This window comes from Bacillus sp. REN3, from assembly GCF_017912555.1.
Lineage (GTDB): Bacteria > Bacillota > Bacilli > Bacillales > Cytobacillaceae > Mesobacillus.
Window position 1 is genome coordinate 106,856 of sequence record NZ_JAERSD010000004.1, and the last position, 15,256, is coordinate 122,111.

At 46.3% G+C, this 15,256-nt stretch carries 14 protein-coding genes; 7 read left to right on the top strand and 7 right to left on the bottom strand.

Features of this window, described 5'->3' with window-relative positions:
• The first annotated feature begins 1,066 nt into the window (after nt 1–1,066).
• Nucleotides 1,067–1,627, top strand: coding sequence for a DUF2777 domain-containing protein (locus JJQ88_RS04905; protein WP_210364622.1), 561 nt, complete (start codon nt 1,067–1,069; stop codon nt 1,625–1,627).
• A 46-nt stretch (nt 1,628–1,673) separates the two neighbouring features.
• Here JJQ88_RS04905 and JJQ88_RS04910 read toward each other — a convergent pair whose 3' ends face one another.
• The 6 genes from JJQ88_RS04910 to JJQ88_RS04935 form a co-directional block, all read right to left on the bottom strand.
• The gene (locus JJQ88_RS04910; RefSeq protein ID WP_246860939.1) at nt 1,674–3,716 is read right to left on the bottom strand and encodes a putative bifunctional diguanylate cyclase/phosphodiesterase; all 2,043 of its coding nucleotides are present in this window, start codon (nt 3,714–3,716) and stop codon (nt 1,674–1,676) included.
• 112 nt (nt 3,717–3,828) lie between these two features.
• Complete coding sequence (locus JJQ88_RS04915; RefSeq protein WP_210364623.1) at nt 3,829–4,185, bottom strand: YisL family protein; 357 nt, start codon at nt 4,183–4,185, stop codon at nt 3,829–3,831.
• Nucleotides 4,186–4,281: 96 nt separating this feature from the next.
• Nucleotides 4,282–5,187: a fumarylacetoacetate hydrolase family protein gene (locus tag JJQ88_RS04920; protein ID WP_210364624.1), complete on the bottom strand. Its 906-nt coding sequence runs from the start codon at nt 5,185–5,187 to the stop codon at nt 4,282–4,284.
• Nucleotides 5,188–5,196: 9 nt separating this feature from the next.
• Nucleotides 5,197–5,718 (bottom strand): DNA topology modulation protein, encoded by a 522-nt coding sequence (locus tag JJQ88_RS04925; protein WP_210364625.1) that lies wholly within the window; start codon nt 5,716–5,718, stop codon nt 5,197–5,199.
• Nucleotides 5,715–6,902 (bottom strand): DUF418 domain-containing protein, encoded by a 1,188-nt coding sequence (locus JJQ88_RS04930; RefSeq protein WP_210364626.1) that lies wholly within the window; start codon nt 6,900–6,902, stop codon nt 5,715–5,717. The genes JJQ88_RS04925 and JJQ88_RS04930 overlap by 4 nt, the downstream gene beginning before the upstream one ends.
• Nucleotides 6,903–7,284: 382 nt before the next feature.
• Nucleotides 7,285–8,877, bottom strand: coding sequence for a long-chain-fatty-acid--CoA ligase (locus JJQ88_RS04935; RefSeq protein ID WP_210364627.1), 1,593 nt, complete (start codon nt 8,875–8,877; stop codon nt 7,285–7,287).
• 192 nt (nt 8,878–9,069) lie between these two features.
• Between JJQ88_RS04935 and JJQ88_RS04940 the strand changes: the two genes are divergently transcribed.
• From JJQ88_RS04940 to JJQ88_RS04965, 6 genes are all read left to right on the top strand, one after another.
• The gene (locus JJQ88_RS04940) at nt 9,070–9,291 is read left to right on the top strand and encodes a spore germination protein (protein WP_210364628.1); all 222 of its coding nucleotides are present in this window, start codon (nt 9,070–9,072) and stop codon (nt 9,289–9,291) included.
• A gap of 15 nt (nt 9,292–9,306) precedes the next feature.
• Entirely contained in the window at nt 9,307–9,540 is a 234-nt protein-coding gene (locus JJQ88_RS04945) for a spore germination protein GerPB (RefSeq protein WP_210364629.1), read from the top strand.
• A gap of 270 nt (nt 9,541–9,810) precedes the next feature.
• Complete coding sequence (gene gerPC, locus JJQ88_RS04950) at nt 9,811–10,428, top strand: spore germination protein GerPC (protein WP_246860940.1); 618 nt, start codon at nt 9,811–9,813, stop codon at nt 10,426–10,428.
• Nucleotides 10,425–10,607, top strand: coding sequence for a spore gernimation protein GerPD (locus JJQ88_RS04955; protein WP_210364630.1), 183 nt, complete (start codon nt 10,425–10,427; stop codon nt 10,605–10,607). Before gerPC ends, JJQ88_RS04955 begins: the two co-directional genes overlap by 4 nt.
• Nucleotides 10,608–10,994: a spore germination protein GerPE gene (locus JJQ88_RS04960; protein WP_246860941.1), complete on the top strand. Its 387-nt coding sequence runs from the start codon at nt 10,608–10,610 to the stop codon at nt 10,992–10,994.
• Between the two features lie 43 nt (nt 10,995–11,037).
• Complete coding sequence (locus JJQ88_RS04965; RefSeq protein WP_210364631.1) at nt 11,038–11,256, top strand: spore germination protein; 219 nt, start codon at nt 11,038–11,040, stop codon at nt 11,254–11,256.
• A gap of 234 nt (nt 11,257–11,490) precedes the next feature.
• Here JJQ88_RS04965 and addA read toward each other — a convergent pair whose 3' ends face one another.
• The gene (gene addA, locus JJQ88_RS04970) at nt 11,491–15,255 is read right to left on the bottom strand and encodes a helicase-exonuclease AddAB subunit AddA (protein ID WP_210364789.1); all 3,765 of its coding nucleotides are present in this window, start codon (nt 15,253–15,255) and stop codon (nt 11,491–11,493) included.
• Nucleotide 15,256: the final 1 nt, after the last annotated feature.

Here is a 15,256-nt window from a genome sequence, read left to right on the forward strand (position 1 = left end):
GTTAGTAAGCAATTTTCCAAAAAGGCCGCATTTAAGTAGGCGTTATCGGTCACCAAGTCATAGCAAGTAAACTCGGTTCTGGCTGCAATTTTGATTGGATTTTAATTTTTCGGATGCCTTCTTGGCTTACCTGGTTTTCCTTCTTCCTTTGGGGGATCTGGTTGACTCTCTGAAAAACGATTCCATTGGTCGTACCAATAGTGGTGCAAAATCTGTAAAACTTGCCAGGTTGACTTCGTCTTTTTCGTTTGGACCTTAATGGCCTCACTAAGGGCACAGTCAATCATCGGCAACCGAAACTGCGTCTCATTTGCAGTTTAAGAGCCTCGCCACCTCGATACCATTTAAAAGTTCCCATCTTCGAATGTTGAAGTGCTGTAAGATTGGCCGCTTCTTATGCCGGAGATCTTTCAAGCCTATTTATCCAAGGAGATTTAAATCCACCTTTTTGCAAAGCTAGGCTGCTGTAATGCTCTTGCTCATTAAACTTGGTCCTGTCAAAAAAACCCCCTCCTTGTCGCTAGTCCTTCCCGCTTCCCATATTACCTCATATGCCAAAACAAAAACGCCAGCTTAAATGAGGAAGCTTCCTGCGCTTTTCTAACAAGATGTGGCGAAACCCCAGTATCAGAATGACTTCGGGGAGAGTATCCTGTTAATACCAGTTTTTAAGAGATTGTTAGTGTGACAGGTGTTTTACAGTAAATAAGCTGCCGGCTATGTCCCTTGCTCAGTTGCATGGCCTGCCTTCTTCGTTCTCCTACTCCTAAGGAAGCATTGTCAGCACCCAAAAAATCTATGCCTCCTAGATCCCTTTCACTTTTAAGGTCCATCAATCTTACACCAATATAGCAAACTGGCTATATTGATTCTTTAATAACCCTTCCTGCAATCCAGTGCTTTCCATGCTATCTTTCGGCGAAGCCATTTTAATCCCGGATCCCCTCTATCTGTAAAACATTACTCATCATATGCAATTATTTTTAATCTGGTTATTTCCACCATGTTATAATTTCGCCAAAATCTGTCTACAAAGTAGGTGAGTGATCATTTACGGAGGATTCAAATGAACCGACAACAACGAAGCGATATGATTGAAATTCAACCCCGGGCATTCCTCTCGGGAACAGTAGAATACATCAATTCACAATGGGTGTTTTTTGATGAAGAAACAGAAGAGGCCGCATTGATGGATGAATTCATTCACCAGGAGATTGAACTGCTCCGGAAAGATAAATGGAGAAAAGGTTTCTTACTGGAAGATGGCAGCATCCAGACGGGTAAGGAAACATTAGTTTTACAAGACCAGGAAAGGATCAAAGTCAGGAAACAACTGGTATATTCTCTTGAGCGTTTGCTCGATGAACTGAATGACGAGGCCTTCGTCCAATTCATCAATATACTGAACTCTTTTAATTTTTCCATCTATGATTGTATATACTGCTATAACCATATGACGTTCTTGGACCAGGGCCTCAGAAGGTTTGGGGTCAATTTTTTGATTTTTGATAATGAAGAGCTAATTTCTAATGTGCAGCATCATTTTGATTACGGCGAAACTGCAGCGGACAGGTTTGAATTCACGCTCAGCAATGGCAAACGGGCTGTGATTGAAAAAATATCCTAGAAGGTGCAAAAAGCCTGCATGTGTCTTCATGCAGGCTTTCTCCGTTCTATTCCAAGGCATAGACTGCCTTCTCCAACGTATGGAATCCATCATCGAATGCCGTGGATTCGAGCGGTCTGTGGATATAAAATCCTTGTGCATAATGACAGTCAAGGTCTCTCAGGATATTGATCTGTTCTTTTGTTTCAACGCCTTCAGCCACAATCTTGACCGAAAGGCCGTGTCCCATTGTGATGATCGCCTTCACAATCGCAATGTCTGATGGATCTTGATGAAGATTATTGATAAAGGATTGATCGATCTTTAACGTATCGATCGGCAGGCTCCTTAAATAACTCAATGACGAGTATCCTGTTCCGAAATCATCAATCGATACCTTTACACCCAGATTCTGCAGGACCCTCATGACCGAAATGCTATACGCAATATCGTTCAGCATCGCGCTTTCGGTAAGCTCCAGTGTAAGGAATTCCGGATTAAGCCGGGATTCCTCAAGTGCGTTGACGACCTGTCCAATGAAAGCATGCTGCTGGAACTGATAGGCGGATACATTGACAGATACGCCGAGTTTCGAATGGCCTTTCTGCTGCCATTCTTTTGTTTGTTTGCAGGCCGTTGCCAGCACCCATGCTCCGATTTCCTCGATGAGTCCTGTCTCTTCAGCCAGCGGGATGAATTGGGCAGGTGATACGAGACCAAGATGGGGGTGCCTCCAGCGAATCAATGCTTCCGTGCAAGTGATCTCGCCTGATTTCAGGTCCATCAGAGGCTGGTAGCAAAGATAGAATTCATTTTTTTGGAGGGCTTTGCGCAAATAGCTCTCCAGTTCAAGCCGGATCATTGCCTGGTCATTCATGTCGTTCGAGAAGAAGGTAATCTTGTTGCCTCCCTCGTTCTTTGAACGGTTCATGGCGATATCGGCATTCTTGAGTAATACTTGTTCATCAAGTCCGTCACCCGGAAAGGAACTGATGCCGATGCTTGCCGTTACAATGAACTCCTGGTTTTGATAATACAATGGTTTGGCAATGACTTTTTGCAGCTCTCTTGAAGTCCTTGTGGCCTTCTCGATACTGACATCCTTAGTCAACAGCAATGTGAATTTATCGCCGCTGAACCTGCCGAGGAAGGCTCCTTCCGGAAGATTTGATTGAATCCTCTCAGCGAGTTCCTTCAAAACAATGTCCCCCGCATAGTGGCCAAGGCTGTCGTTGATGATCTTGAACCGGTCGATATCAAGAACTAACACGGCAATGACTTCTTTTTTCTTCTTCGCCTGCTTCAGAATCTCTTCCAGATGCTCCGTGAATTTCATCCTATTCGGAAGCCCGGTATCACGGTCATAATATGCCAGCTGGATGATCTTTTCTTCGGTTTTTTTCTGGCTCGTGATATTCCTGCCAATCCCATAGGTGCCCACACAATTTCCATTGACCGTAATCGGGATATTCTTGATTTCGAAAATCTGGGTTTCTCCTGACTTGATCTTGATTTCGATATTGTATGTCTGATTTTTGCCTCGCACTGCTTTCAAAAAATGAAGCCTTGCCCTTGGAATATCATCCTGGCTGATGAAATCAAGAGCCGGACTGCCAATCAGTTCCGCTTCACTGAAACCGAATGTTTTAAAAAAAGAATGGTTCACACTTGTAAAATTGCCTTCGAGATCGGTTGAATACACAAAATCGCCGTTGTTGTCAAAAAGCGAGCGATAATGCTGCTCAGATACCTTCAGGCTTTCATTCAATTGGATGATATCCTGCCTGGAAGCTGCCACCAAGTCTACCAGGGTATTGATGGTATTTTGATTCTGCTGCTGAAGGATCAAATCCAGTTCCTGGCTGGTGAATGACGTAAATGACAGAACATCCTGGCCCAGACTCTTTCCGGTTGTACTGCTGATAATGATTGCGTGAGGAAGAGATCTCTTGACCAGCGCATTCAGCAGAAGGAATCCATTTTCCTTTTCCGTGAAAATCTGTACAAGCAAATTGGAGCATGCCTGTAATGAATGGTATTCCATAAAACGATTCAGTTGTTGTTCGTTCTCAAATACGCAGCAATTTGTCCTGGCCATTGTATTCTCCAATGTTTATATTTCTCCAACATCCCCTATCTCATAAAATACCATATTCAGGGGGCTGAGGATATGACAAAAAAAAGAAAAAACTGCCAACCGACAGCTTTTTCATCCAGTCTATTTAGAATAAATCGGTACCTAATGGAAGGGAGAATCCAAGATACAATACTAGCAGCAGAGCCACGATGAATTGGATCCAAAGGATCGATGCCTTCTCGTTCTTCTTTGTGCGGATGAGGATCAATTCAAGCAACGAAATGACCCACAGCCCAACAGCTGCTTTAAGAATATATGTCAGGCTGATACTGTCGAGGCTAAACAGAAGCATAAGCCCTGTCAGCAAAATCAGCAGGTAAACAACCCGTAAGACCATCTGGACAATCTTCGAACCTTTTTCTTTTCCGCTCTTATGTAGTCCTAGCGATACAAAAAACAAAACAATTGCTAAAAACCATGCTGTCATATGTGCATGTATCATTCAATCCGTCCTCCTATTGTCAAGTTCCCAAACATCATACCATATTTGCCTATGAATTCCTAAATATAAGGTATCCAAGGTTTATATGTTGATTCTCTATTCGATCGAATTTTTCAGTGCCCCGATGTTTTCAACTGTAATTTCAATCACATCCCCGGACTTTAGGAATCTTGGTGGATTGAAGCCTTTCCCTACTCCAGCTGGCGTTCCGGTGGCGATGATATCGCCGGGTTCCAATGTCATTCCCTGTGAAAGCACAGCGATGATTTCCTCTATCGGAAAAATGAAATTTCCTGTGTTCGAATCCTGCCTGATTTCACCATTCACTTTGGTCTGGATGTCAAGGTTGTTCGGATTTTCGATAGCCGATTTGTGAACAATCCATGGCCCCATCGGGCACGTCGTATCAAGGCTCTTGCCGATGAAAAATTGCTTATGCCGCGCTTGAAGATCCCTGGCCGTTAGATCATTGATGATTGTATAGCCGAAGACATAATCCAGAGCGTCTTCTCGCTTGATGGCCCTTCCCTTCTTGCCGATGACGACGGCAAGTTCACCTTCGTAGTCGAGCTCCTCTGTCAGTTCCTTGTGGTTCATGACTTTCATGTCGTGGCCAGTGACAGAGGTGGGAGATTTAGTGAATACCATAACATGCTTAGGGATATCATCCTTGCTTCCCATTTCGATAGCATGTTCAGCGTAATTTTTGCCGACACAGAAGATATTCTTAACAGGCTTCGGAATTGGCGGCAAAAGCTTCACCTGCCCCAGAGGAATCAACAGCTCCTCTTCTAGCTGATTCTCTTTCACCCATTCTGAGATTTTAACAGCTTCATTGTAAAAGTCTTCCCCTCTTGCAATCCCCTCAAGCATGGATGCAGGGAATCCTGCCTTGCCATCCATCCGTTCAGAAGCCGCAGCAAGCGGAAGGACACAATCGTTCTTTTCATTGACAATCCCGGTAAAAGTGCTTGATCCGTTTTGAAAAGTGGCGAATTTCATTTTTTCCTCCTAATCATTTATTGCCGAAAGCTGCTCAAATAATTGATCTGCTTCCCGCCTTGTCTTTAGATGATACACTTGTTTGCCCTCTTGCTGATAGCGTTTTAATTTTTCGCGGATGGCAGGAGCTTCTTTCCGCTTATACTGTGCGACCCATTTAATAAATTCCCAATCAAGCTTTTCTGGACAGCCAGATGCCATATCCGGCCTTCTTTTTCCATGGAATATGACCCTTCTTTTCAATATACCGAATAGGCATACAGACGTTGGGTAATCAAGAAAAATAATAGTGTCACAAGCTTTTGCCCTGATGTCCATACTACTTCCGAAATTGCCGTCCATGATCCAGGACTCTTTTTTGATTAGTCTAGAAAGGATTTCAAACCAAACTTTTTTGTCTGTCATTTTCCATCCTGGCTTCCAATAGAGGACATCAAGATGGTGCACCTCAACGCCCATCATCTTTCCCAGTTTCCTTGCCAGTGTCGATTTTCCGGCTCCTCCGCTGCCGATGATGATGATTTTTTTCATATCCGGCCGCCTCTCTTTAATGGCTGTTTCTTCATATATGTCCCGCTGCGCCACAGCCATTCGACCGGGCCGTAAAAAAACCTCCGGACCCACAAGCCGCTCGCTGCAAGCTGGATCGTGTAAATCCCGATTGCCAGCATCGTTCCTTCAAAAAGTGAAACCTTGCCAAAGTATCCGAGTCCATAACTGTAAAAGATCATAGTCGAAAAGACAGATTGAAATAGATAATGGCTGATCGACAGCCTGCCTGCTGCCTCAAGCGGCGCAAAGAGGCGATCCATCTTCCGGTTTTCTGATGCAAGCGCAATCCAAAGTGCATAGGAAACCGAGAGCAACGGTCCTCCAAATGTATCCTGCGCATAATCGGTCACAATGTTCCTCACTGTGAGATAAGGAATCACCTTTAACAGAAGTCCAGCTGCTGCCATGACGACAGCAAAGCTGGCCATTCCTTGCTTTTTTGAAGAAACGTTCTCGAAAAGCCGCCACTTGGCCGCTGCCGCTCCAATCAGGAATAGCGGCAGGATGGTGATCAGATAAAACAGCAAACCTGGGATATTATGATGTTCATCCCACTCTTTGATTCTTTGTTCCGTAATTTCCATGAAGCTACCGGTTTGATAGATTTCGATTGCCTGTTCCGCGGCTTCTCTGTCATATATCGAAAATGAAGCGTTTGGTTCGGCCAGTAAAGACAGCGTAAGCATCATAAGCAGGAGCAGGTTTGGGATAATATAGAGCGCCAGCCCTGCAAACAGCAGCCTTTTTGCACCCCAATCGATGAAAAACAGGAAAACAAATCCGCATATTGCATAGGTTATCAGGATATCGCCGGACCAAATCAGAAAAGCATGCACGATTCCAAACGACAGCAAAATCGAAAGCCTGCGGAATGCGATCGGATAAAATGGCATCCCTTTGTCAAGCGTCCTCTCCCTCAAAATGACAAGCCCATATCCAAACAGCATCGCAAACAGCGGGTAAAAGCTTGCCTGGACGAACAAATCGATAAGCTTATATGTAATCCGGCTGCTTGTCCCATCCCACCATGTTCCAGGATCGATATAAAAAAATGGGGAATGGAACGAAATCATATTGACGAGGAAAATCCCCAGTAAAGAAAAACCCCGCATCCGGTCAATGGAAACGATCCGATTTCCCCCCGGCCGATCATTTGCCTGCATACTCCCCCTCATTCCATCGTTTATTTTAGATTATCATACTACAAGAAACCCTCCGGAGGTAAGAGCATGGACCCTGGCCAATAAGAATGAGGATAAACCTCGCAGCAGGGCATTTTCGTTTCAATGATTGGCAAAAGCAGCTGGACTTTTCTCTTTAGCCATTCTTTCTCCAGGGAGCTTCACTGGCTGCTTTTCGGGTATTGAGGCTGCCAAAAAACACACAAAAAACGCTGATTTGGAAAATAGCATTTTTTGTGTGTTTCTATTCCCTATTATACTAAGCTGAATCTCTTAGTGCATTTGCTGGTACTGCCCCCGGATAGCCGCCATGCATAACCAAACCGGGAACGTTCGCAATAACTATTATTCTGTTCTTTTGCCGCTAATTTACGAATCTTCCTGCCGTTCCTTTTGACTCCCAATATTCATTGCGCAGATGGACTTTCTGGATTTTTCCAGATGCGGTCTTTGGCAGTTCTTTTACAAAGGTCACACCAGTGATGGCTTTGAAGTGTGCAAGCTTCTCCCTTGAGAAAGCGATCAAACCCTTTTCAGACACATTTTCATTTTCCCTGAGCACAACATAGGCATGAGGGGTTTCGCCCCATTTTTCATGAGGGACAGCGATGACCGCAGCCTCCAGGACAGCCGGGTGCTCATATAGTGCTCCCTCTACCTCGATGGAGGAAATGTTTTCACCGCCGCTAATAATGACGTCTTTTTTTCGGTCGACGATGTCAATGTTGCCGTACTGGTCGACTGTAGCCATATCCCCAGTGTGGAGCCAGCCATCCCGGATTGTTTCCATTGTCGCCTCTTCATTCTTCCAATACCCTTTCATGACACCATTGCTCCGTGTGACGACTTCCCCGATTTCCGTTCCGTCATGCGCGACCTCTTCACCGTAATCGTTCACTACTTTCACTTCACAGCCAATCATCGAGATTCCTGCTTTGGCTTTCATCCGGTATTGTTCATTTAGCGGAAGATCTTTCAGATGTGACCGGACTGTTGAAATTGTGCTCAACGGAGATGATTCCGTCATGCCATAAACCTGGATGAATTCCCAGCCAAGCTCTTTCTCGACTCTTGTGACAAAAGCTGGAGGCGGTGCGGATCCCGCAATGACAACCCTTACTTCCTGCTCAATCGCCGGCACATTCTTTTCATAATATTGAAGCAAGGAATTGAGAACTGTCGGCGCCATATGCATGATTGTTACTCCTTTTTTTTCAAGCGCATGAAAAATGGCTTCCGGTGTTGTCTTCCTCAGGCACACCTGTGATGAGCCATTGGCCGTGTAATAGAATGGCGAACCCCACCCATTCACATGGAACATTGGCAGGACGTGCAGAAGGACGTCTTCATCGCGAACCCGCAAATGATGCATTGTACTAAGTGCATGAAGGTAGTTATTCCGGTGGGTGAGCATGACGCCCTTCGGATTTCCTGTAGTCCCGCTGGTATACAGCAGGCTGCAGACATCGTCTTCCTCGAGCTTTTCCCGCTCGAAGGCATCTGGTGACTGAAGGGCTAGCCAGTCATCATATCCGGTTTCTGGAGTGCTTTCTTCCTTATAATGGACGATGATATGCTTGACGGTTTCGAGTTTGTCTTTAACAGGCATGATGAGATGGTACAAATCCTGGTCGACGAACAGTACCTTCGATTCGCTGTGGTTCAAAATGAACAAATAATCCTCCGGCTTCAGGCGGATGTTCAACGGAACCATCACTCCGCCTATCTGGAAAACGCCGTAAAAGCCTTCGAGCATTTCAATCGAATTTGGTGCTAGGTACGCAATCCGGTCTCCTTTTCCCGCCCCAAGCTTCCTCAATCCATCGGAAAGCCTGTTCACCCTTTCGTTCAATTCGGAATATGTAAACGCCCGGTCTTCTGAAAGAATAGCTTTCTTGTCCCCATAAAGGGAAACGGCCCGATCTAAAAATTGGTTCAGCAACAAAGGAACATTCATAAACTGTCTCCTCTCGAATAAATTTAAAATTCGGAATATATAGATATAGTATCACATTTTTGTTGCTGTTCTATATCTTTTTATCTGTTGTATAACAAATCTTGTTCCAGCCTTGCGGATATAGGCATTTTAATCACATTCTTCCCTTCGTCGCATACGATAAAAAAGAAACTCATGCAAAGGGTGTTGCTCATGCCGGCAATCGTTGGTGTTGCCCAGGTCGTCACCCTGGGGAATAGCGCAGTATTCCACATTGGAGATGTCTATAAAATCATGCCCGTTTCCAATGCAAAGACATTCTCTGGCGCAGGATCTTTCAATACCGGGGATGGGCTGACAATCTATAATAACCAAAGTTCTACGAATACCTTTGATAATGATGGCTTGGATCAGGGAAATTACTTTAATGCGTAACGCAGGTGATGGCGAATGAACTTTTATATCCAACAATCCATCCACATAAACCTATTGAAAATAGGCGGTGTGACCAACTCCTCCGTCCTGCAAATTGGCAGTGCCGGTATCATCAAGCCCTCTTCCCATCTATTCAATACCGGCGGATTCACTGAACCTGCCCCAGAGGCACAAGCGGGAGGCATTCCAAGTCCCGGACTCCTTTTATCCCCTGCTGTTCCGCTCCACCCTCCTGTCCGGAATGACTGATCGGTTTCTATCCGCTTGGGTGGGGTACGTGTTAGCTTCCGCCCCCTTGGGCTTTCACTTTCCATTTCCGGCGACTCATCTGTCGCCTGTCATGCCTCCGGGACCTAGGCAGGCACTAAGGCGGAAGCATCTGGCCTGCTGTTGCCATCCGCAAGAGAGGCTAACCGGGCTCTACACGGAAAAGAACAGGAATGGGAGTACGCCACCGCTTGCAACAAGGTTTACGAAAATTACCTTTTAAAAATACTGGTTTGATTCGAGGTGATTCGATTGTATGCTGGATTGTATCAATATTTAACCAGGCTGCATTTGTTTGTTGAACACCAGAATAATAAGATTGCCAGGCTGGAGAAGATGGTCCTCGCCCTTCAAGAAGATGTTCAAGCACTTAAAGAGCGGCCTCCAGTCCAAATTGGCAATATTGAATATAAATTTGACCAGTTGAAAGTAGAAACTCTTGAGGGAACCCTGAATATTGGCCTGAATCCTACTGACCTGGAGGATATTGACGACTTCAGTGTCGATCAAAAGACGATGAATGTACCCGTTCCGCCAAATCAGATTTTCAAAAGGACAATTAAGATCGAAACTGCCATCCAACAATATTTAGAAACTGACCTGGAGACAATTTACCGAGATGCCAAGGAAAAATTGGGCATCCAGGTCGAGGACTCCTACTTTGCCTTTATCAAAGAGGATATCAAAAAACAGCTATCCGGCAGGGTCGCTGCACATCTGAAGGATCAGCATGTCGCAGGGCGCAGTGAAGAAACGAGCAAGGAAGCTGATGACCAAATAATTGAATTGTTGAAGCAGGAAATCCAGAATGGGGTTTATCTATTCCTGAAAAACCTGCCCGACAATATGAAGGAAGGAAAGGAAGAATGAATTTTCACGTATACAATCGGGATGTTTGTGTCGATAATATCAGGATTATCGGTGTTTCCAGTTCTTCCGTTTTCATGGTAGGCGACGCCCAAACCATCCAGCTTGCAGCGATATTCGATACTCCAGCAGAATCATTGATCATCGGGCCGTTCGTCCCGCTTGCACCGGAAGTGAGATAAATGGTGCTGCAAAGAACATCTTGTGTCGATCATCTTAAAATCGACGCTGTCACTTTTTCTTCAATTTGCCAAATTGGTGATTCAGTTCAAATTTGCGGGTTTTCACGGGCACTTGCCGTACAAAGAGAAGCTGACGTTTTTTTCGGGAATGAAGGACACTTTGCCAATTACCCGATTTTTTCTGAAGAAATCCCTCTTTTGCCGATTACCGAAAGATTCGCCTCCTTCACCCATAACCTTAATCCTTTAATAAAAGTGAAAAACGTCGATATCATCGGTGTTTCCGCCTCTTCGGTAGTCCACATCGGGAACAGCTGCCAAATTTGCATGGAGGCAAGGGTAAAACACATCCGGCAGTTGCTGCCCCGTGAGGAACAAAACGATTAATCTCAACATATTGTTTAACAACAACAGAAAAAGGATGTTTTCAATGCCAGCAATTATAGGCCCGGTACAAATAGTGAATATCGGCGGCGGTACTGTACAGTTTGGAGACAGCCTGTACATAGCGCCAAAGGCTAATTCAAAAACCAACTCCGGCCAGGGTGCGTTCAATACAGGCGGCTTTATCATCACGAATAATGGCTTGAGTTCTAGCAATGTCCTGGATTGTAATGTCATCGACCAGCCGACAGTAGGGAATAATTAACACCTTCTTCGCCTGCTTCCATTCGATGCCGATATTTTTGTCAGCCTAGTTGAAGGCTGTTTTCTATTCCTCAAAAACCTTTGGATGTACAAATCGATCATGTCCTACGGATTTGCAGGACCTCCAACGCGGCTGGCCTTTTGATATTGCCAATCATACTTGATATGAAGTTCCACCTGCCATGGAAAAAACAAAAACCGGCCGGATTCCAGCTATCCGACCGGTTTTCTATTCCTATTCCTGGCCAAGCTCCAGAAGATGGCCACCATCGAAGAAATACAAATATTTCTCGCTGACCGGCTGTTTCCATACTTTTTCAATAGCTTTTGCATATAAGCCAATCTGGATCCGATACCTTCCTTCCAGGATTGGCTTTGCCTGTGCATAGCCGCCCTTGAAACGGTCCTGGATTCCATCTGTCTTGAAATCGAGGAGTACAGTGCCTCTTTCGTCCTCGAAGATACAATCTACCACCCCTTGGACAAAGAGAGGCTCGCTGCTGCCCTCCCAGTCAGGATACACTTCACTTGCTTGCAGGGAGAGATAGAATGGAACCTCCCGATTGACTGTTCTTGCGTTAAGAAGGCGCTGGCCGATTTCTGTTTCAAAAAATGCCAGGATCCACTTTCTTTCAACTGCATCCCTTTGTTCAGGGAATAGCAGCTCCCTTTCCACCATTTTTTCCAGCTGTACTTCAAGGCTTTGTTCCGTAACTGGCTGGGAGAGGTCGATATGCTGCATGACCATATGCATAGCGGTCCCCCGTTCCGCAGGGGTGAGCTTCTTTTCCTGCATGAATCTCGGCCTTCCAAGAATCGGCCTAGTCATCTGGCGGATGATTTGCGTCCCGCTTTCACCTTCCCTAGCTTCATGGTTCCGCTTCAGTTCTGACACCGATTGTTTCGAACGATGCGTGGCCGCTTCCGTGAAACCGTACTTCCAGGAAAGCTGATAACGGACTTTTTCTGACAGGGCTGATTCGATCTTGACAGGCTTGCCTGCCGCGACTGACTTCATCAAGTTTTCTTGTTCTACAACCGTATCCTCTATATACGAGGCGACTTCCTCAGCAGGAATCGCTGCAATTTTCCATCGGGATGGGTGGCAGGATATCTCATGTTCCAGAGCCTCGCTCTGCCCGCTGCCCTTCAATTGCTGGCAATCCTGATGGCGGATTACTGCCGGGCCAATCCAGTCGATATAGCCCATGGCTGACGCTCTCAAGTATTCGTCCAGAAGCCACCTGTCGTGACTTGCTGCATCTTCCCATTTGTTTATTGTTTTTTCCGAATCCTTCACGGTTCCAATCAAATACAGCTTTTCCTTTGCCCGGGTCAGGGCGACGTATAAGACACGCATTTCTTCAGCGAGCATTTCCATCTTATGCTTTCGCTTGAAGGCAAGCTGTGGAAGTGATGGGTATGAAATCCGCTTTTCAGGATTGATATATTTAGCCGCAAAACCGAATTCTTTATCAAGCATATAAAATTTTTTCAAATCCATCGTATTGAAACGCCTTGCTAGGCCCGCAACAAAAACAACCGGAAATTCCAAGCCCTTGCTGCTGTGGATCGTCATGATCCGGACAACATCCTCCTGCTCTCCAAGCGCCCTAGCTGCCCCCAGGTCATCCCCCCGTTCGCGCATTCTTTCGATGAAGCGCAAAAAACGGAACAAGCCCCGGAAGCTGGTCGACTCATATTGCCGCGCGCGGTCATACAGAGCCCGCAGGTTTGCCTGGCGCTGCTTTCCTCCCGGCATGCCGCCGGCAAAATCGTAAAATCTTGTGTCCCTGTATAATTGCCAGATCAAATCAGATACTGAACCTTGGCGCGCAGCCGTCCGCCATCCCTGCAAATTCTCAAAGAACATCCTTGCCTTCGCGTATATGGCTTCATGCTTTCCAGGCGGGTTCTGTTCGCAAAAAGCAGTCAGCGCCTCATAGAATGATCCCCGTTTCTGGCTTACCCTGATCACGGCCAGCTCCTCCTCATCCAGGCCGACAATCGGCGACCTGAGGATACCGGCAAGCGGAATGTCCTGGTACGGATTATCAATCACCTTTAGCAGCGAAAGCATGACTGCTACTTCGGTCGCCTGGAAGTAGCCTGTCGAGAGATTCGCGTATATTGGAATGCCCTGCTGCTTGAATTCTTCCATGATTTGCGGAGCCCAGGTCATCGAACGGAGCAGGATGACGATATCCCTGTAATTGACCGGTTTTGACTGCTTCAGCTTTGGATTGTAAACCCCCCGGCGCTCTTCTACCATCTCCCTGATTTGCTTCGCCATCAGCCTTGCTTCAAGCTGTGACTGTTCAAGGTCGTCGGCGTCGAATTCGGCGGATAACTTGCTTTCTTCCGATTCCTTTTCTGGCTCGTTTCCTGCCCCCTGATCGATCAGCAAAAGCTCCACTGGATATGGTTCATCCTCAGGGTAAGCGGCTCCTTTCTTCAGTTCCGCATTCTTGTCGTAATGGATTTCGCCAACCTCGATGCCCATGATTTGCTTGAACAAATAATTCGTGGCGTCAAGCACTTCGCTCCGGCTCCTGAAATTCTTCGCAAGATCGATTTTCAGGCCAGTCTGTCCCCCGTCTGAACTAAAGCGATTATACTTTCCGAGAAAAAGATTCGGCTCCGCGAGCCTGAAGCGGTAGATTGACTGCTTTACATCACCAACCATGAACAGGTTGCCTGCTGCCTCGCCATCGGCGGTCACCAGCTGGAGGATCGCTTCCTGGACCATGTTCGTATCCTGGTATTCATCCACAAGCACTTCTTTGAACTTCCTGCGGTATGAAACTGCCGCTTCTGACGGCCGGACATCACCAGATTGATCCCCGCTTGCGGACAGGATATCAAGCGTATAGTGTTCAAGGTCGGAGAAATCGACAAGGCCCCTTTCCTCTTTAACCTTTAAAAAGCGCCTTGAAAATTCCTTCACGAGATCGATCAGGACAGCAATCAAAGGCTTCATTTCCTGCATATCCTTCAGGAAGCTTTCCGGTTTCCTGGAAAACAATTCACTTTTCAGGTCCAGGACGATCTTCTTGGCCCTGTCCCTTAGCTTTGCCGCCTTGTCCACAAGCTCTTTATCATAATCTTCCCCCCTGCATGCCTTTGCCCGGCCAAAATCGGCTAGCTGCATGGCATCAAAAAGTGCAGTCCATGACTGTTCTTTGGCCTGCAGGAGGGTTTCGACCACATGCAAGTCATCTGTGAAATTGGCAGCTCGCGGCGCAGGGCCGCCTGGCATCCGCGTAAGTTCCAGGCCCTGCACTAGAAGCTGTTTCGCTCCCTGGAGCTGCAGTTCCACATCATCCACCAGCATTTTTATGAATGGCAGATCCTCGATGCCTGTGTCCCCTGAAACATCGTACATTAATACAATCGCATCCAGGTAAGCTTCAGGAGATGGATTCGACCTTGCAAAATCAAACAGGTCGACGATAATGTCCTTCAGCCCTTCATCGCTTCGGTCATTCGTGAACGCGTCAACCAGGTTGAAAAATGGCTGGTTGCCGGCCTTCCCGTATTCCTCTTCAAACAAGTCTTCAATCACTTCATCCCTTAACAGCTGGCCTTCTGTTTCATCGGCAATCCGGAAGCCGGGATCGACATCAATCAAGTAATAGTATTTCCTGATCACATCAAGGCAGAAAGAGTGCAATGTCGAGATCGAAGCCCTGTTCAACAGACTCAGCTGTTTTTTTAAGTGGATGGAATCCGGGTACTCATCAATCGCTTTTTCAAGCGCCTCCCCAATCCTGTGACGCATTTCCGCAGCCGATGCATTCGTGAACGTCACGACGAGCAGTTCATCGACATTGATCGGGTTGTGTTCGGATGTGATTTTTCTTATGATCCTCTCAACAAGGACAGCCGTCTTTCCTGATCCCGCGGCTGCAGCTACAAGGATATCCTGGCCGGAAGCCATGATTGCCTTCCACTGGTCCTCTGTCCATGTAGCCCCTTCAGGTACAGGTGGAATATTCATT

Coding starts and splice junctions, on each gene's coding strand:
- JJQ88_RS04940 (WP_210364628.1), top strand. CDS start 9,070: ATGCCGGCAATCGTTGGTGTTGCCCAGGTCGTCACCCTGGGGAATAGC.
- JJQ88_RS04935 (WP_210364627.1), bottom strand. CDS start 8,877: ATGAATGTTCCTTTGTTGCTGAACCAATTTTTAGATCGGGCCGTTTCC.
- JJQ88_RS04955 (WP_210364630.1), top strand. CDS start 10,425: ATGAATTTTCACGTATACAATCGGGATGTTTGTGTCGATAATATCAGG.
- addA (WP_210364789.1), bottom strand. CDS start 15,255: ATGAATATTCCACCTGTACCTGAAGGGGCTACATGGACAGAGGACCAG.
- JJQ88_RS04930 (WP_210364626.1), bottom strand. CDS start 6,902: ATGCAGGCAAATGATCGGCCGGGGGGAAATCGGATCGTTTCCATTGAC.
- JJQ88_RS04965 (WP_210364631.1), top strand. CDS start 11,038: ATGCCAGCAATTATAGGCCCGGTACAAATAGTGAATATCGGCGGCGGT.
- JJQ88_RS04920 (WP_210364624.1), bottom strand. CDS start 5,187: ATGAAATTCGCCACTTTTCAAAACGGATCAAGCACTTTTACCGGGATT.
- JJQ88_RS04960 (WP_246860941.1), top strand. CDS start 10,608: ATGGTGCTGCAAAGAACATCTTGTGTCGATCATCTTAAAATCGACGCT.
- JJQ88_RS04925 (WP_210364625.1), bottom strand. CDS start 5,718: ATGAAAAAAATCATCATCATCGGCAGCGGAGGAGCCGGAAAATCGACA.
- JJQ88_RS04915 (WP_210364623.1), bottom strand. CDS start 4,185: ATGATACATGCACATATGACAGCATGGTTTTTAGCAATTGTTTTGTTT.
- JJQ88_RS04945 (WP_210364629.1), top strand. CDS start 9,307: ATGAACTTTTATATCCAACAATCCATCCACATAAACCTATTGAAAATA.
- JJQ88_RS04905 (WP_210364622.1), top strand. CDS start 1,067: ATGAACCGACAACAACGAAGCGATATGATTGAAATTCAACCCCGGGCA.